We start from the raw sequence: 16,378 nt of genomic DNA on the forward strand, positions 1-16,378 counted from the left end.
AACATTGCTTGATATTTTACAAAGTGATTTTTTCCAGCGGGCACTCCTAGGCGGCATTTTGATTGGTGTTACAGCACCACTGATCGGTATTTTTCTAGTGCTGCGGAGATTGTCCATGATCGGGGATACACTGTCCCATGTGACGATTGCGGGGGTGGCTCTCGGTTTTCTGATCGAAGTATATCCACTGGCAGCAGGACTTGTATTTGCTGTACTTGCTTCATTTGCCATTGAAAAGCTTCGAAAGGCGTACAAGAGTTACGCCGAGCTATCCATTGCAATCATAATGTCCGGTGGCGTTGCGCTGGCATCACTCTTTTTTACGTTAGGGATGGGTTATAATACAGATGTTATGAGCTACCTGTTCGGTAGCATTTATACGCTTGATACGACGGATCTTTACATGGTCGGCGGTGTTACCGTGATTGTTGTAGTGGTCGTAGGGCTGTTCTTCAAAGAGTTTTTCCTGCTCAGTTTTGAAGAAGATGCTGCGAGTGTGAACGGTTTGCCTGTCAAAATGCTAAATATGCTGATTACCGTGCTTACAGCGCTTGTGGTGAGCACTGCGATTAAAATTGTGGGGGCGCTTCTCGTATCGGCACTACTGACGATTCCGGTTGCCGTGAGTTTATTTTTGGCCAAGAGTTTTAGATCTTCTATTATTCTGTCGGTTATTATTTCCGAGATTGCAGTCATAATAGGTTTGATTCTTGCAGGAGTATTCAATCTAGCACCCGGAGCGACTATAGTTTTACTTCTTATTGCAATGCTTGCAGTAACCCTGGTTGCTAAAAAAGGCTTCACCACATAAGGGGCATCGAAGGGGGAGAAACCACTTGGCTGACATTAATGTTGGTATTGCATTCGCTGCGGGCCTGGCATCTTTTATCTCACCATGCTGCCTGCCATTATACCCATCCTATCTATCGATCATTACCGGAATGTCCGTTAATGAGCTGAAGACAGAACAGAATCGTAAGGAAGTCCGCAGGCGTACACTTACCCATACGCTTGCGTTCATCCTTGGTTTTTCTGCTGTATATTACTCTCTTGGGTGGGGGGCTGGTCTATTCGGTGAAATTTTCATTGAATATCAGGATTTGATAAGACAGCTTTCAGCACTTTTAATCATTTTAATGGGTTTGATGCTGGTAGGTATTTTTCAACCAAGATTTTTAATGAAAGACCGGAAGTTTGACTTTAAATCCAAACCGACCGGATACATAGGCACTTTCTTGTTTGGCATTGGTTTTGCAGCAGGGTGGTCACCATGTGTAGGACCCATTTTAATGGCGATTATAGCCCTTGCAGCTACAGAACCGGGTACATGGTTTCCGCTTATTACATCTTATTCACTAGGCTTTGCTGTACCATTCTTTGTTCTAGCCTTTTTTATTGGTTCAACCCGTTGGATTCTAAAATACTCAAACATCCTCATGAAGATTGGCGGAGTATTAATGATTGTCATGGGTATTCTGCTCTTCACGAATCAAATGTTCAAAATCACAATTTGGCTTCAGTCGATTACGCCAGAATGGTTGAAGTTTTAAGTAAAGTAATCAATTTTTGCTTTTGGAAAATGTTCGAAAATCCGCTCTGTGATAAATTCCCGCAGGGCGGTTTGTTGTTCATTGGGATATACATACTTATACTGACCCCAGCGCCCCCATTTTTGTTTGCGCTTTGCGATATCCATTTCCAGCTTTGTTTTGGGGTATCTTTTCTCGATCAGATTTTTGGCTGTTTTCGTAAATCGGTGCTGGATCATCTCAAATGTAAGGCCATCCGTCGCATCCTTTGGTAGGACATTTTCTAAGCGTTCTAGGAGGTCAGCATAGCCTTTTTCCCAGCCGTCATACCAAATGATCGGGGCAATGATAAAACCTAGAGGATACCCCGCGTGAGCGATTTTAGCGGCTGCTTCGATTCGCTCTTCAAAGCGTGAGGTTGATGGCTCAAATTGGCGGATCACATAGTCAGAGTTAATGCTAAACCGAATACGAGTATGGTTATTGTGCTTGATATTGAGCAGTGGTCCAACATGATGGAATTTGGTAACGAATCTTAATCGTCCAAACTCTTCGTCAGCCATAAACTGAATTAGTTCTCGCAGCGATCCAGTAATATGCTCCAAGCCTACAGGATCAGAAGTGCAAGCTGCTTCAAAGGTAGTAATTTGGGGAGCCCGTTCTTCAATATACTGTTTAGCAGTACGGAGAATGTCTTCAGTATTTACATAAACTCGGATGTAAGGTTTAGCTCCAAGTGTTGTCTGCAAATAACAATAATGACAATGGCCCATACATCCTGTGGAAATCGGTATCGCATAATCGGCTGACGGTTTTGACTGATCGAAGGCTAATGTCTTGCGGACACCAACCACGAGTGTTCTTTTGGCAATACGGTACTTTTCCTGCTCTGTTTCACCGGGGAAATTCGTAATTCGGTTATGTGATGTAGTCATGCGGTATTCGATACCTCTGGCTTTCACATAATCCATAATTTTATTACCCTTAGGATACTCTAAAGCACCGGGCTCAAAATAAACAAGATCTGGAGTAAATACCCGTGTGCTTTTTACCGTACGAGCGGTTCGAACCGGTATTTTTACCGTCATAGCGTAGCCTTCCTTTCAGAGAGAGTACGCTTATTTTAAGCTTAAGAAACTGATTCAAACCGTGCCAATTATACGAAGGCTTGGGGCCAGGACTTGCCAAGTGCTCTCTGAAACATGTATCATAACATGTGCAGGTAAAAAGGATTTTTACGAGTCACGTAATATTTAGAAAAGAGGGAAAAAGATGCCGACACCTAGCATGGAGGATTATTTGGAGCGCATCTACAAGCTGATCGAAGAGAAGGGATATGCGCGTGTTTCGGATATTGCCGAAGGCTTGGAGGTACACCCCTCATCCGTCACGAAAATGATTCAGAAGCTTGATAAAGATGAATATTTAATTTATGAAAAATACCGTGGGCTTGTACTTACCAACAAAGGTAAAAAGATGGGCAAACGGTTAATGGCACGTCATCAGCTGCTTGAGGAGTTCCTTGGATTGATTGGTGTTCTAGAAGAGAATATCTACAAGGATGTGGAAGGGATCGAGCATCATCTTAGCTGGGATTCCATTACTCGAATCGAAACGCTTGTGGAATTTTTCAAACGAGATGAGAAACGTATAAAAGAGTTGCGTGACATTCATAACGAACTAGTCAGCGAATCTTAACAGGGCATCTGTCCGCTGGTGACAGATGCTTTTTTGTTTTTAGTTTACCTGCAAATCTATCATTTATGGAGGATTTATCGAATGAAATTTCGTAGATGGTTGCTCGTGTTGTTCATATCATTATTGTGTCTCCCGTCAGTTGTCCCCGCTGCGCAGGCTAAAAGCCCTAGTATAAGCATCTTTCTAGATGGACAGAGATTAAACAGCGATATTTCTCCATACATATTGTCCAAGGTAAACGTCACGATGGTTCCAACCCGTATTATTAGCGAAGGATTAGGAGCATCAATTCATTGGAATCAAAAAGAAAAAACAGTAACAGTAACGAAAGATGCCTCTAAGCTTGTTATGACTTCTGGACGTAGTGTTGCTCTCGTCAATGGTGTATCCATTCCGCTGGATGCATCCGTACAAATCAAGAATGGGAGAGTGATGGTACCCCTTCGGTTTATTAGTGAAAATCTAGGTCTACTTGTGAATTGGAATCAAGCAGCACAGCAAATCTCATTGACGAGTCTGCCTTTGATTCCGCCGACGGAGCCAGAAACGCCTATACAGAACGATGATGAAGTGCGTGGTGCATGGATATCTACGGTATTCAATCTGGACTGGCCTTCGACTAAGAACAACAAGCTTAAACAGCAGGAGGAGTTTACAACACTTCTGGATTCGCTGCAGGACAGTGGTATTAACGCCGTATTTGTACAGGTTCGCCCAGCAGGCGATGCGCTTTACCCATCATCTCTTGTTCCTTGGTCTAAATTCCTTACAGGTAAACAAGGGGGAGATCCGGGATATGATCCTTTAGCATTTATGATAGAGGAAACGCATCGCAGAGGAATGGAATTCCACGCTTGGTTTAATCCTTTTCGGGCGAATACTGAAGTATCAACGACTGGATTAGCTCCTAACCATGTAGCTCTTGTACATCCTGAGTGGATGATCAAAGTGAATAATCAGCTGATGATCAACCCAGGCATTCCTGAAGCTCGCCAACATATTGTCGACACCATCATGGAAGTTGTGAATGGGTATGATATTGACGGTATTCATTTGGATGATTATTTCTACCCATCTAATACCACCATCAATGATGGAGCAGCTTACAAGGCATATAATAACGGCTCTTACAAGAACGTAGGAGACTGGCGAAGAGCTAACATCAATACATTTGTTCAGATGCTCGGAGACAGTATTAACCGAGTGAAGCCTGAGGTTGAATATGGTATAAGTCCATTCGGTGTATGGCGTAATAAGTCGGTTGATCCGACGGGGTCAGATACAAAGGCTGGAGTCACTGCCTATGATAGCATGTATGCTGATGTACGAACTTGGATTCGTAACGGATGGATTGACTATGTTGCACCTCAAATATACTGGAGCATGAATTTTGCAGCAGCTGATTATGACAAGCTCGTAGACTGGTGGGTAAATGAAGTAAGTGGTACGAATGTAGATCTTTTGATCGGACATGCTGCTTATAAGGTTGGCGATCTAACCCAGGAAAAGAGCTGGCAAAACGCCTCCGAAATCATTGCACAGCTACAATACAATGAAAAGTATAACGAGATTGGCGGTAGTATCTTTTTCAGAGCAAAAAACTTAATAAACAATCCTTTAGGCCTTCTTAATCAATTGAAATTATATTATCAATCATAATTGTGCAAGTCCTTAAGGAATGAATAGTCCCCCGCTTACATACATAGTCAATAGACCATGTGAGGCGGGGGATTTGCATATGCTCATCAATGCCGTTTTTGAAGGTGGAGGAGTTAAAGGAATCTCGCTGGCAGGGGCCGTGAAAGCTGCTGAGCTGGCTGGGGTCCATTTCGGCAGGGTGGCGGGAACCTCGTCAGGATCGATTATAGCTGCTGTCATTGCCGCGGGGTATACCGCAGATGAAATGAAAAAAATTATTGAGGCAACGCCTTTCCAATCTTTACTCAAACGTGCGCCTGTTTTTAATACCCGTGTGATAGGGCCTGCGCTTAGGGTTCTAATAAAAAAAGGACTATATTCTGGTGAGGCATTTGAAAACTGGATACGTAAAATATTACTGGATAAGGGTATATTTACTTTTTCAGATATTCCTGCAGGAAAGCTGCACATTGTAGCTTCGGATATAACGAATGGTAAGCTTTTGGTGCTGCCAGATGATCTTCGTCATTATGGTATTAATCCGTTAACATTTCCTGTGGCAAAGGCCATACGTATGAGCTGCAGCATTCCCTATTTCTTTGATCCTGTTATCTTACGGTTGATCGGTGCACCTGCAAGAGGCAAGTCATTCAGCGAGCAGTTTGTTTATGTTGTGGATGGTGGCCTGCTCAGTAACTTTCCGCTCTGGCTCTTTGATCGTCAATCGAAGGGAGTAGCGGAGCCAATCCCTGTTGTTGGATTTCAAATGGTAGGGAAGAACAGGAATGAGCCTCATCAGATTGATGGAGCATTTAGTATGCTGACCGCGATGTTTGAAACGATGTTATCAGCGCATGATGAGCGCTATATCGAACAGCAAAACCGAGATCGAACGATTAAGATTCCGACGCTTGGTATTAGTACTACATATTTTAATCTAACGACAGAGGAAAGCATGAAACTGTATGATTCAGGATTGACTGCGGGAAATCATTTTTTTGCTACATGGAGACCGGATAAAACACGATGAAAAAACCGTCCAGCGGTTGCTGGACGGTTTTTTATTAATGATATTTCGGCAGGTCATCTGGCGGATCGTTCTTGCCTTTCTGACCATCGATAACTTGAAAAGGATATTGTTTTCGTTTCGAAGACGGATTACTATTTTTTCGATTAGTAACTGTCCTTGCAGCCATTTTGGCGGCAGTTCTCTTCGAAGGCTTGACTTTTGGGTGCCTGTTTTTGCTGAATCGGGTAGGTGGAAACTTATACAGCAAGAACACAACCCCTACAATAATCAAAGGAATGAACACCTGTGGAGAGAAAATATTCGTCACAAGCCATAATGCTGCTAATGCAATCATCATCCAAAAAACAATGTATTGAATACTCAGCCTTTTCATGGATTACTCATCCTTTCGCGGGATCCAATACACTTCCTGCCAGTGGCTGTTGAACTGAAATTTTCTCGTATTGAGCATCCAGTTCACGCATCCGGTTAAAGGAGGCAATGGATACTTCCACTTGATCATCAGTTGGTTCTTTCGTGGTCAAGAGTTGAAGCCAAAGACCGGGATAGCCAAGAAAACGAAGGACAGGAACTTCTCGTAATGAGTTTGTGAGCTTCAAAAATTCAAATGATATGCCTAGCACTACCGGCAGAAGAGCAATCCGTTGAATGATTCGCTCTGTCATCGAATCCCACTGTACGACGGAATATATCACAACGCCAAGAACAATCGTGAGCATCATAAAGCTGCTACCGCAACGGTAATGAAGACGCGTGTGCTTTTGTACATTTTTAACGGTTAGTTCCTCGCCGGCCTCAAAAGTCGAAATTACCTTATGCTCAGCACCGTGATATTGGAACAGCCTTTTGATAACCGGAGTAAGGGAAATACCCCAAAGATAGGCGAGAAGCAGAATCAATTTGATAACGCCTTCCACTAAATTATGAAGAATATAATGATCAAATGAGTCACCGAACAAAAAATCTTCTACAAATACAGGAACAAGCGTGAACAAGAGTTTACCGAAGATGAAGGATAGCACACTGACAGCGGCTACACCTATAATCATGCTAAGACTCCAACCGGATTCTTCTTTCTCTTTCTGTTGTGCACGTTCCTCAGGTTCCAAGCTATCATCAGCATAGGCATCCGCAGAGAAATTCAAATGTTTGGAGCCTTTGATGCTCGAATCTATAAGACTGATAATGCCGCGAAGAAGCGGAACTTTGCGCAACTTGCGAACCCAGGTCTTGTCTTCACGAGGCACCTCTAGAAACTTAATCTCGTTGTTTTTCCTCCGTACTGCTGTGACGTTTACATGTTTGCCACCGAACATAACACCTTCGATAACAGCTTGACCACCATAGCTAACCGGAGCTGACTTTTGGGACAACCACTTCACCTTCCTGTCTAATAGTAAGAACTTTAATACCATTGTAGCGAATTTTTGAAGTAATTTCTAGTTGGATTAGGCTTTCAAGAAAGGAGCATAATAATTACATAGAGGAAGTTTCAAATTTTGACCTATACTGACACTACCGAGAGGAGATCGCAAGTATGAGCCAAACACATAGTCAGAGCGATAAAATCCATACCAATCGGTTCTTCTTTGCATTGGAACTTGGATTCTACGCTGGTTTAATATGGGGAGGGATTCGATGGATTTTCTATGCCTTTCATTTCACCTCCATTCTTCCGGGATTTTTACTGGAGCCGTTTTTTAAACATTCTTTTTTGCAGAGTATGGCAGGGCAAGTGGCTGGATGGCTATCTTTTATTGTGCTGTCCATTATTGCCTCACTCCTTTACGTTTTATTATTCCGCAGAGCCAAAGGGCCGTGGCCTGGAATAGTATACGGGATCGTATGGTGGGCTGTGTTGTTTATCGTATTGGCACCTTTGATGGATATGACCTTGCCGATTAAACGCTTGACATGGGACACAAATATTTCCGAATTATGTCTCTTTTTGCTGTGGGGATTGTTCATTGGTTACACAACTGCCGAGGAATATACGGATGAAAAGACGAGAGAACCCGAAGAGGTGCTGGGTTAAAGCAAAAAAACTTCTCAAGAAGATACCGCCTATGGTAAAATAGCATTTGGTTATTTGACGAAAAGGTGGGGAACCCCATGAAATCCATATGGGTGATAAACGGACCGAACTTGAACTTGCTAGGTATCCGTGAGCCGGGAATTTATGGTTCGCTTAGCCTGCAGAGTATCGAGGATCATTTGCGTAAAGTTGCGGACAACGCCGGAATCGATATTACCTTCTATCAATCGAACCATGAAGGTGCCATTATTGACCGGATTCACGAGGCAATGGGACAGGCAGACGGAATTTTGTTAAACCCAGGGGCGCTGACTCATTACAGTTATGCGGTTCGCGATGCGATCAGCTCTGTAAAGGTTCCTACGGTGGAAGTACATCTTTCGAACATCCATGCTAGGGAATCTTTCCGCCATACATCAGTTATTGCTCCTGTTTGTGCGGGACAGATTTCCGGATTTGGAGCTACCAGTTATGAACTGGGTTTTCATGCACTCCTAGATGTTCTGGAACGACCGAATTCGTAAAGTAATGTGTTTTTGAACGGGAGAGGAGACTGAAGGAAATGGCTAACAAACGAGTTGAACAACTGCGTGTAATGTTGCAGGAACAGGGATTGTCAGCATTGCTTGTTGCAAGTCCGATCAATCGGCGTTATTTAACCGGTTTTACTGGATCTGCAGGGTATGTGCTCATTACTCGGGATGAATCATACCTGTTGACTGATTTTCGTTACATGACGCAGGCTCCAGAGCAAGCGAAGGGTTTTAAAGTTTTTGAGCATGGCTCGAAGGTGATGGAGACGGTAAAAGAACTGCTTACAGCCGAAGGAATTACGTCCCTTGGATTTGAGCAAGAGCATATTACATATGCAGTTTTTACCACCTTTACAGAACAGCTCAAACCCATTACGCTAACTCCGGTTTCAGGTCTCGTAGAAAAGCTACGCATATTTAAGGACAGTGAGGAATTGCGTGTTATGCAGCGTGCTGCTGATCTCGCAGATGCAACCTTCAGTCATATCTTAAATATTGTGGAAGTGGGAAAAACTGAGCGTGAGATTGACTTGCAGATGGAAATGTTTATGCGAAGTCATGGTGCTACTTCATCGTCATTTGACACGATTGTGGCATCAGGTGAGCGATCAGCTTTGCCGCATGGTGTGGCCAGTGAACGTGTCATTCAAGGGAATGAATTCATCACTTTTGATTTCGGTGCTCTTCTGGATGGATACTGCTCGGACTTAACGAGAACCATTGCGCTGGGTACCCCAGATCCGAAATTGAAAGAAATCTATGATATTGTTCTTGAAGCCCAATTGCACGCGCTTGATCATATCAAACCGGGAATGACGGGGCGTGAGGCTGATGCTTTAACCCGTGATATCATATCAAAATATGGCTACGGTGAGTATTTTGGTCACAGCACGGGTCACGGCCTTGGGATGGAGGTACATGAATCTCCACGTCTATCCAAGTTAAGTGACGATGTGCTTGAACCAGGTATGGTCGTGACTGTTGAACCTGGTATTTATTTACCGGGTCTTGGTGGTGTTCGCATTGAGGATGATATTGTGATCACCGAAACGGGTATTCATATTTTGACAAGCTCAAGCAAGAAGTACACCGTTCTTTAATCAACAACAATGAATGAATCAACGAACTATTTTAGGAGGGAATCGAATGATTTCAGTTAACGATTTTAAAACAGGATTAACCGTTGAGGTAGACGGAGATATTTTTACAGTATTGGATTTTCAGCACGTTAAACCAGGTAAAGGCGCAGCATTTGTTCGTTCCAAATTGAAAAACCTGCGTAACGGCAACACCGTGGAGAAGACTTTCCGTGCAGGAGAGACAATTGGTCGTGCACAAATTGAAAATCGTGGTGTTCAGTATTTGTATGCAAGTGGTCAAGAGCATGTTTTCATGGACAATGAAACTTATGATCAGTTCAGCTTGACTAGCGAGCAGCTGGAATGGGAACTAAACTTCCTGAAAGAGAACATGAATGTTAATATCATTAGCTACCAAGGTGAAATTTTGGGTATCAACCTGCCTAACAGCGTTGAGCTCAAAGTTGTAGAAACAGAGCCAGGTGTTAAAGGTAACACAGCTCAAGGTGCTACTAAGAACGCTAGAGTAGAAACTGGACTGAATGTTCAAGTTCCACTCTTCATCAACGAAGAAGATGTTCTATTGATCGATACTCGTGAAGGTAAATATATCTCCCGTGCATAGTATGTCTGGAGAGTAGAATGGGCGTCGGTGCATTTATGAATGCTCTACGCTAACTAAAAGACTGTCCTAACGGTTGACTGTTCAACTGTCGGGACAGTCTTTTTTTATGGTCTTCTTTTCCAGATTGTATTCAAACTCAGGTGATATTCATCAAAAAATGATATTTTTGTCGAAATTTCTGGTTCTTATCTGAAAAATCTTGACGCAACTAAGCATTTTCGTATTATACTGTTTTAAAGCGAGAAACCATATAATACATAATGAATAAGAGTGGGGAGTGAAGGAAGCGTTGTCACTGTATGTCATGAAATTCGGAGGCAGTTCCGTAGGGAATACGGAACGGATGCAGCGCGTCGCCCGAAGAATCGTTGAGAAGCAAGATGAAGGTCACCAGTGTGTAGTAGTTGTGTCAGCTATGGGGGATACGACCGATGACTTGATCGACCAGTCTAAATTGTTGAATCCAAATCCACCTGCGCGTGAGATGGATATGTTAATGACGACTGGCGAACAGATTTCAATGTCGCTCTTGTCAATGGCAATTCATAACTTGGGCCGTGAGGCAGTATGTTATACGGGTTGGCAAGCTGGCTTCCGTACAGAGCCAGTACATGGAAAGGCTAGAATTACGGATATCTCTCCTACTCGAGTGACTAAAGCACTGGACGATGGCCAAATTGTCATCGTTGCTGGTTTTCAGGGGATGTCGGATGACGGAGAGATTACTACGCTTGGACGCGGTGGATCGGATACGACAGCTGTTGCTTTAGCTGCGGCTATTCACGCGGATGTATGTGAAATCTATACAGACGTGGATGGCATTTATTCGACGGATCCACGTGTGGTGAAATGTGCACGTAAGTTGCAGGAGATCTCCTATGATGAAATGCTGGAGCTTGCGAATCTTGGTGCTGCAGTTTTACATCCACGTGCTGTAGAATATGCGAAGCATAACCAAGTTAAGCTTGTAGTCAGATCCAGCTTTAATTATAACGAAGGTACGGTGGTTAAGGAGGAAGCAAGCATGGAACAAGGTGTGGTGGTAAGCGGTATCGCTTACGATAAAAACGTTGCTAGAATCAGTATTTTGGGTGTAGGTGATTTCCCGGGGGTATTGGCTAAGATGTTTGGCGAACTTGCTAAAGAGGGAATCGATGTAGACATTATCGTTCAGAGCGGTGTTATGAATGGTGAGGCCGACTTCTCCTTTACCGTGTCTCTCGGCGATCGCGAGCGTGCACTCTCTGTCATTCAAAGCATACGAAATGAACTACCGTTCCGAGAAATGACTTCCGAGGATGACTTGGTGAAAGTTTCCATCGTAGGCGCTGGTATGGTCAGCCATCCCGGTGTAGCTGCAAAAATGTTCGACGTTATCTCAAAAGAAAATGTCAGCATCAAGATGGTAAGTACATCTGAAATTAAGGTTTCCTGTGTTATTGAGAGTTCTAACCTGCAGAAGGTCGTTCAGGCGCTTCATACCGCCTACGGACTTGATACAGATAAACAGGCTGCCGTTGGTGGTCCACAGAATCGCAGATAAACTTGATAAACTATTTAATCCCGGTCTTTCATAGGCCGGGATTTTTTATGTTCTTTTTCTATGAACACATGAAAAAGTAGAGATAAATCGAGAGAGTGAAGCATAGTTTATCACATCTAGTATTTTTCAAAAATCGATGTTTGCAACTCCAGATACAATATTTTGACGAGTAATTCGTCTAGAAAGTCGCTTATTCAAAATACTCACACAATCCAAAAGGAGGTTTCAGTGTGCTGGACAAGTTTGTAACCGGGATGGCGTCCCTTCGCATTTTCTCGGGAAGTCTGGAGATTATAGCTGCACTTATTATGCTCCGACTGAATCAAGTGGATAAAGCACTTGCGGTTAATTCTGCGCTGGCGATTACCGGTCCTCTCGTTCTAATTTTGACCACTACGATTGGACTCGTCGGTATGGCTGATAAGTTGTCATGGGGGAAGATTGGCTGGATTTTATGCGGGGTGGCGTTTCTTTTATTCGGAATATTAAAAAAATGATAGACTCGCTGCATAAATGGGGAGTACAGGCATACATATGAGGATAGGAAGAACTTCAAGAAATGCTCAGCTTGGGGGAAAGCGATATGACAAAGAATTGGTTGGAGTTATTTCCCGACAACATAAAACGGCTTCTGCTGAATCTGCCAATGGGTGTTCTCGAAAACTTGGAAGAAATCCGAATCCGAGAGAGCCGTCCGCTGGAAATAAATACAGGAGGTAAGTTTTACTTCATAAGTTACAGCGGAGAAATGATTCTAGCGCCAGAAGAAGCTTACAAGCCAAGCCGGGAGGATGGTCACAGACTGCTGGATCTGATAAGCAATCATTCGCTCTACACGATGGAAGAAGAACTTAGAAAAGGATTTATCACGATACCTGGAGGTCATCGAATCGGCCTGACTGGACGAACCGTTCTTAGTGCTGGAAGGGTGGAGCATATCCGGGATATCAGCGGGTTCAATGTTCGAATAGCTAAGGAGATAAAGGGAGTGGCTGATGAAATCTTGCCTTACCTGCTCGACATTAAGAAAAAGAGAGTGTTCCACACCTTAATCATGTCTCCACCACAGCATGGAAAAACAACGCTAGTTAGGGATTTGGCTAGACAAATCAGCTCCGGAACATGGGGGAAGTCAAACATTAACTGGCCAGGGATGAAGGTAGGGATTGTGGATGAGCGCTCTGAGATCGCTGGTAGTCAAAGAGGTGTGCCAGGATTTGATGTCGGCCCGAGAACGGACGTGCTGGATGGTTGTCCTAAAGCTGAGGGTATGATGATGCTGCTGCGTTCGATGTCTCCTGATGTTCTGATCGTTGATGAGATCGGCAGACCTGAGGATGCAGAGGCTGTTACCGAAGCGCTTCATGCCGGAATCAGTGTTATTGCAACAGCGCATGGTTCATCAGTGCAGGATATGCGAGGGAGACCTGGATTAGCTGGTCTAGTTGATAACCGTATGTTTGAAATGTATGCGGTGCTAAATCGTAGCGGGAATGAAAGGTGTTTAAAACTTCAGGACGGTGAACAGCGAACGTTGACGACAGCAGGACCCAGACGGTTGGGCGGTGATGTCTTTGCTTAAATTGTTCGGGGCATTGATCGTACTAGTGGCTGGGACTTTAGCTGGTTTCTTCCAAGCGCAGCAGTTTGCAACAAGACCGAGACAAATTCGTGAGCTTATCTTAGCCCTGCAGCGACTTGAAACGGAGATTAGTTACGGCTTTACCCCGCTACCTGAGGCTCTTCATCGAATAGGAACGAATCTGCGTGAACCACTGAAATCTTTGTTTACGGCTGCAGCAGCATATATGAGTCCACAGTTTGGTTTATCCGCTCAAGACAGTATAAGAAAGGCTTTACATACACATTGGAGACGGACAAGCATGAAATCCGCCGAACGAGAAGCGTTGGAGCAGCTAAGCGGTGTGCTTGGCACTAGCGACAGGCAGGACCAGATGAAGCATATTGCACTTGCCGCGAGCCAGTTAAAGCATGAGGAAGCAGCGGCTAGAGAGGACCAAGCTAAGTATGAAAAAATGAGCAAGAGCTTGGGACTGCTTGTTGGAGCATTGATCGTCATTTTGATCTTTTAGCGAGGTGCCAAGGAATGAATATTGAAGTGAATGCCATTTTCCAAATTGCAGGAATCGGCATCATCATTGCCATGATCCATACCGTACTGAAACAAATGGGGAAAGAGGATATGGCTCACTGGGTTACGCTCATCGGGTTTGTTGTCGTCTTGTTCATGGTCGTACGACTGCTAGATGACTTACTTCAGGAAATAAAAACGATATTCCTCTTCCAGTAGGTGAGGATATGGAGATTATCCAAGTAGTAGGATTCGGCTTGTTAGCCACCATTCTTATTCTCGTCGTCAAGGAGCAGAAACCGATCTTTGCATTTCTGCTCGCAGTTTCAACAAGTGTCATGATCTTTTTGTTTCTCATCGGCAAAATCGGTAATGTTATTCGGATGCTGGAAGATCTTGCAGAAAGCTCAGGTGTCCAAATGATTTACCTAAAGACAGTGCTGAAAATTATAGGAATTGCTTATATAGCCGAATTAGGGGCACAGGTCGTGAGAGATGCTGGTCAAGAGTCCATAGCTTCCAAGATTGAAATGGCTGGAAAAGTACTGATTCTTGTTCTTGCTGTACCGATCATCAGCATCATAATCGAAACGGTTTTGAAGCTCCTACCGACTTGAGAAAGCGGGGGATTACATGAGTCAACATCGGTATGGTTCCAATAGGCCCCTGCGATTGCTGATAATCTTGCTTTTGCTGCTGTTGAGTGGTGTGGGATGCACAGTGTATGCAGACTCGCCGGCAGATCAATTTATTGAACAACAGACGAAAGAACTCCCTACAAGTCAGGTAGAGCAGTATTGGGAGCAGCTAATGAAAGATTATGGAGGTTTTTTTCCGGAAGGGAAAACTCCAGCCCTGATGGATATGCTCTTGCCCGGGGGAGAAGGTTTTGGTATTAAAAGTGTCTTATCAGGTATCGGAAGTTTCATGTGGCATGAGGTACTGTATAACGGAAAATTACTTGCCACGATCGTTATGCTGAGCATTATGAGTTTGATCTTGGAAAACTTACAAACCGCTTTTGAGAAAAGCACAATCAGTCAAGTGGCATACACCATTTGTTATATGGTAGTGCTTGTCATTGCCGTTAACAGCTTTACTGTCGCGATCGGATACGCCAGAGAAGCAATAGATAAGATGATTGATTTTATGATGGCGATGCTTCCATTGTTGTTCGCACTCCTGGCCTCGATGGGTAACATTGTTACCGTTTCTCTAACGCACCCCTTGATTATTTTTATGGTGCATACCGTTGGCACCCTCATCAGTACAATTGTGTTTCCGTTATTGTTCTTCTCTGCTGTTCTACACCTTGTCAGTTCGTTATCAGATAAGTACAAGCTGACACAACTCGGGAACCTTTTGCGAGGAATTGGTATGGGTGTGCTAGGGGTTCTGCTTACTGTATTTCTCGGAGTTATCTCTGTACAAGGTTTGACAAGCTCAGTAACAGACGGCGTGACGATCCGAACAGCGAAGTATGTTACAGGCAACTTCGTACCGGTTGTAGGAAAAATGTTCGCTGATGCAACGGACACTGTCATCTCCGCCTCGTTGCTTGTGAAAAACTCGATTGGACTTGCAGGAGTCATTATCATTTTATTCCTTTGTGCTTTCCCAGCGATCAAAATTCTTACTTTGGCGCTTATATATAACGTTGCAGGAGCTGTTATGCAGCCGTTAGGAGACTCACCCATTGTCACCTGTTTGCAGACGATCGGTAAAACAATGCTGTTCGTATTTGCAGCTCTCGCAGCAGTAAGCATGATGTTTTTCTTAGCAATTACAATTATCCTCACGGCTGCTAACGTCACAGTCATGATGAGGTAGGAGTGTCAGAAAGGGGGCCGTTGAGAAGTGGATTGGCTTAGCGAATGGTTGAAAAGCGTAATCATGATCGTTCTATTCGCAGCCTTCGTCGATCTGATCCTACCTAGTAAATCCATGCAGCGCTATGCAAGGTTGGTGCTAAGCATGCTCATACTACTAGCTCTACTTCGCCCGATTATCAGCCTACTGACGGTATCGCCGGAGAAACAGTTTGCACTTGAGCTGGAACGGGTGGAAAACGGGACAAATACCCCTAGAGAAGCGGAACTTGATTATATTTTAGCCCAGGCTGAGAAGTTAAAGAATGTTCAGCAAAGTCAAAGTCTTCAATGGGCAGGAGAAGAAGTTGCTAAACAGATGAAGGATCAAATTACGAAAGAGACGGGGGAACAGGTAGATGAAGTGAAGGTCATATTAGCGGCACCTAGTGAAGCAACAGGCAGTGCAGTTATCAAATCTGTCGAAGTCCGGCTCAGAGAAGCAGAAACCCCAGAGTCTTCACAAAAACAGTCGCTGGCTGAAAGCAAAGGTATAAAGCCTGTAGATACGATAAGGGTGAATGTTGAGACGAATACAGATGAGTCCAAGAATAAATCCAAAACGGAAGACTCCGTGGAAGCAGGTAAAAGAGTGGAAGCCAGAGCGGGCCCTGTAATAGATCTCCTAAGCAGCAGATGGGATCTGTTGCCTGATCAAATAGTGATACGTTCCATAGAAAGTGACATGAATACCAAACTATAACGGAG

At 43.9% G+C, this 16,378-nt stretch carries 20 protein-coding genes; 17 read left to right on the top strand and 3 right to left on the bottom strand.

The window, feature by feature from the left end; all coding sequences use genetic code 11:
* Positions 1-4: 4 nt before the first annotated feature.
* Positions 5-811, top strand: coding sequence for a metal ABC transporter permease (locus ACFQV5_RS23585; RefSeq protein WP_379250596.1), 807 nt, complete (start codon positions 5-7; stop codon positions 809-811).
* A 25-nt stretch (positions 812-836) separates the two neighbouring features.
* Positions 837-1,550, top strand: coding sequence for a cytochrome c biogenesis CcdA family protein (locus ACFQV5_RS23590; protein ID WP_379250598.1), 714 nt, complete (start codon positions 837-839; stop codon positions 1,548-1,550).
* Here the strand turns inward: ACFQV5_RS23590 and splB are convergent.
* Positions 1,547-2,617: a spore photoproduct lyase gene (splB, locus tag ACFQV5_RS23595; RefSeq protein ID WP_379250600.1), complete on the bottom strand. Its 1,071-nt coding sequence runs from the start codon at positions 2,615-2,617 to the stop codon at positions 1,547-1,549. The genes ACFQV5_RS23590 and splB overlap by 4 nt on opposite strands.
* Positions 2,618-2,801: 184 nt before the next feature.
* On the opposite strand from splB, the gene mntR reads away from it, so the two are divergent.
* The 3 genes from mntR to ACFQV5_RS23610 all read left to right on the top strand — a co-directional run bounded on the left by mntR (position 2,802) and on the right by ACFQV5_RS23610 (position 5,895).
* The gene (mntR, locus tag ACFQV5_RS23600) at positions 2,802-3,227 is read left to right on the top strand and encodes a transcriptional regulator MntR (RefSeq protein ID WP_379250602.1); all 426 of its coding nucleotides are present in this window, start codon (positions 2,802-2,804) and stop codon (positions 3,225-3,227) included.
* A gap of 81 nt (positions 3,228-3,308) precedes the next feature.
* Positions 3,309-4,886 carry a family 10 glycosylhydrolase gene (locus tag ACFQV5_RS23605; protein ID WP_379250604.1) on the top strand — a complete coding sequence of 526 codons (1,578 nt, stop codon included), beginning with the start codon at positions 3,309-3,311 and terminating at the stop codon, positions 4,884-4,886.
* 79 nt (positions 4,887-4,965) lie between these two features.
* Positions 4,966-5,895: a patatin-like phospholipase family protein gene (locus ACFQV5_RS23610; RefSeq protein WP_379250606.1), complete on the top strand. Its 930-nt coding sequence runs from the start codon at positions 4,966-4,968 to the stop codon at positions 5,893-5,895.
* A 34-nt stretch (positions 5,896-5,929) separates the two neighbouring features.
* On the opposite strand, the gene ACFQV5_RS23615 is transcribed toward ACFQV5_RS23610, so the two are convergent.
* Together ACFQV5_RS23615 and ACFQV5_RS23620 are read right to left on the bottom strand one after the other, a co-directional pair.
* Positions 5,930-6,268 carry a hypothetical protein gene (locus ACFQV5_RS23615; protein ID WP_379250608.1) on the bottom strand — a complete coding sequence of 113 codons (339 nt, stop codon included), beginning with the start codon at positions 6,266-6,268 and terminating at the stop codon, positions 5,930-5,932.
* Between the two features lie 7 nt (positions 6,269-6,275).
* Positions 6,276-7,268, bottom strand: coding sequence for a DUF1385 domain-containing protein (locus tag ACFQV5_RS23620; protein ID WP_379250610.1), 993 nt, complete (start codon positions 7,266-7,268; stop codon positions 6,276-6,278).
* A 164-nt stretch (positions 7,269-7,432) separates the two neighbouring features.
* On the opposite strand from ACFQV5_RS23620, the gene ACFQV5_RS23625 reads away from it, so the two are divergent.
* From ACFQV5_RS23625 to spoIIIAF, 12 genes are all read left to right on the top strand, one after another.
* Complete coding sequence (locus ACFQV5_RS23625; protein WP_379250612.1) at positions 7,433-7,930, top strand: YqhR family membrane protein; 498 nt, start codon at positions 7,433-7,435, stop codon at positions 7,928-7,930.
* A 77-nt stretch (positions 7,931-8,007) separates the two neighbouring features.
* A complete protein-coding gene (gene aroQ / locus ACFQV5_RS23630; protein WP_379250614.1) occupies positions 8,008-8,454 on the top strand; it encodes a type II 3-dehydroquinate dehydratase in 447 nt (148 codons plus the stop codon).
* 38 nt (positions 8,455-8,492) lie between these two features.
* Positions 8,493-9,563 carry a M24 family metallopeptidase gene (locus tag ACFQV5_RS23635; protein ID WP_379250616.1) on the top strand — a complete coding sequence of 357 codons (1,071 nt, stop codon included), beginning with the start codon at positions 8,493-8,495 and terminating at the stop codon, positions 9,561-9,563.
* 46 nt (positions 9,564-9,609) lie between these two features.
* Positions 9,610-10,167 (top strand): elongation factor P, encoded by a 558-nt coding sequence (gene efp, locus ACFQV5_RS23640; RefSeq protein WP_379250618.1) that lies wholly within the window; start codon positions 9,610-9,612, stop codon positions 10,165-10,167.
* Between the two features lie 289 nt (positions 10,168-10,456).
* The gene (locus tag ACFQV5_RS23645) at positions 10,457-11,710 is read left to right on the top strand and encodes an aspartate kinase (protein WP_379250620.1); all 1,254 of its coding nucleotides are present in this window, start codon (positions 10,457-10,459) and stop codon (positions 11,708-11,710) included.
* Between the two features lie 230 nt (positions 11,711-11,940).
* On the top strand, positions 11,941-12,207 hold the full coding sequence (locus ACFQV5_RS23650; protein WP_379250622.1) for a YqhV family protein: 267 nt from the start codon (positions 11,941-11,943) through the stop codon (positions 12,205-12,207).
* Between the two features lie 86 nt (positions 12,208-12,293).
* Positions 12,294-13,292 carry a stage III sporulation protein AA gene (gene spoIIIAA / locus ACFQV5_RS23655; RefSeq protein ID WP_379250624.1) on the top strand — a complete coding sequence of 333 codons (999 nt, stop codon included), beginning with the start codon at positions 12,294-12,296 and terminating at the stop codon, positions 13,290-13,292.
* Positions 13,285-13,803, top strand: a complete 519-nt coding sequence (gene spoIIIAB, locus ACFQV5_RS23660; protein WP_379250626.1) for a stage III sporulation protein SpoIIIAB — start codon at positions 13,285-13,287, stop codon at positions 13,801-13,803. Before spoIIIAA ends, spoIIIAB begins: the two co-directional genes overlap by 8 nt.
* 14 nt (positions 13,804-13,817) lie before the next feature.
* Positions 13,818-14,021: a stage III sporulation protein AC gene (gene spoIIIAC / locus ACFQV5_RS23665; protein ID WP_046680216.1), complete on the top strand. Its 204-nt coding sequence runs from the start codon at positions 13,818-13,820 to the stop codon at positions 14,019-14,021.
* Between the two features lie 8 nt (positions 14,022-14,029).
* Positions 14,030-14,419 (top strand): stage III sporulation protein AD, encoded by a 390-nt coding sequence (gene spoIIIAD / locus ACFQV5_RS23670; protein ID WP_379250629.1) that lies wholly within the window; start codon positions 14,030-14,032, stop codon positions 14,417-14,419.
* Between the two features lie 16 nt (positions 14,420-14,435).
* Positions 14,436-15,632, top strand: a complete 1,197-nt coding sequence (spoIIIAE, locus tag ACFQV5_RS23675) for a stage III sporulation protein AE (protein WP_379250631.1) — start codon at positions 14,436-14,438, stop codon at positions 15,630-15,632.
* Positions 15,633-15,659: 27 nt separating this feature from the next.
* Complete coding sequence (spoIIIAF, locus tag ACFQV5_RS23680; protein ID WP_379250633.1) at positions 15,660-16,373, top strand: stage III sporulation protein AF; 714 nt, start codon at positions 15,660-15,662, stop codon at positions 16,371-16,373.
* Positions 16,374-16,378 lie beyond the last annotated feature (5 nt).

This window comes from Paenibacillus sp. GCM10028914, assembly GCF_042666275.1.
Taxonomy (GTDB): Bacteria; Bacillota; Bacilli; order Paenibacillales; family Paenibacillaceae; genus Paenibacillus_AQ.

What these genes read in the sequence shown, in the direction of transcription:
- splB (WP_379250600.1), bottom strand. Translation starts at nt 2,617, where the DNA reads ATGACGGTAAAAATACCGGTTCGAACCGCTCGTACGGTAAAAAGCACA.
- mntR (WP_379250602.1), top strand. Translation starts at nt 2,802, where the DNA reads ATGCCGACACCTAGCATGGAGGATTATTTGGAGCGCATCTACAAGCTG.
- ACFQV5_RS23605 (WP_379250604.1), top strand. Translation starts at nt 3,309, where the DNA reads ATGAAATTTCGTAGATGGTTGCTCGTGTTGTTCATATCATTATTGTGT.
- ACFQV5_RS23610 (WP_379250606.1), top strand. Translation starts at nt 4,966, where the DNA reads ATGCTCATCAATGCCGTTTTTGAAGGTGGAGGAGTTAAAGGAATCTCG.
- ACFQV5_RS23615 (WP_379250608.1), bottom strand. Translation starts at nt 6,268, where the DNA reads ATGAAAAGGCTGAGTATTCAATACATTGTTTTTTGGATGATGATTGCA.
- ACFQV5_RS23625 (WP_379250612.1), top strand. Translation starts at nt 7,433, where the DNA reads ATGAGCCAAACACATAGTCAGAGCGATAAAATCCATACCAATCGGTTC.
- aroQ (WP_379250614.1), top strand. Translation starts at nt 8,008, where the DNA reads ATGAAATCCATATGGGTGATAAACGGACCGAACTTGAACTTGCTAGGT.
- ACFQV5_RS23635 (WP_379250616.1), top strand. Translation starts at nt 8,493, where the DNA reads ATGGCTAACAAACGAGTTGAACAACTGCGTGTAATGTTGCAGGAACAG.
- efp (WP_379250618.1), top strand. Translation starts at nt 9,610, where the DNA reads ATGATTTCAGTTAACGATTTTAAAACAGGATTAACCGTTGAGGTAGAC.
- spoIIIAA (WP_379250624.1), top strand. Translation starts at nt 12,294, where the DNA reads ATGACAAAGAATTGGTTGGAGTTATTTCCCGACAACATAAAACGGCTT.
- spoIIIAC (WP_046680216.1), top strand. Translation starts at nt 13,818, where the DNA reads ATGAATATTGAAGTGAATGCCATTTTCCAAATTGCAGGAATCGGCATC.
- spoIIIAD (WP_379250629.1), top strand. Translation starts at nt 14,030, where the DNA reads ATGGAGATTATCCAAGTAGTAGGATTCGGCTTGTTAGCCACCATTCTT.
- spoIIIAE (WP_379250631.1), top strand. Translation starts at nt 14,436, where the DNA reads ATGAGTCAACATCGGTATGGTTCCAATAGGCCCCTGCGATTGCTGATA.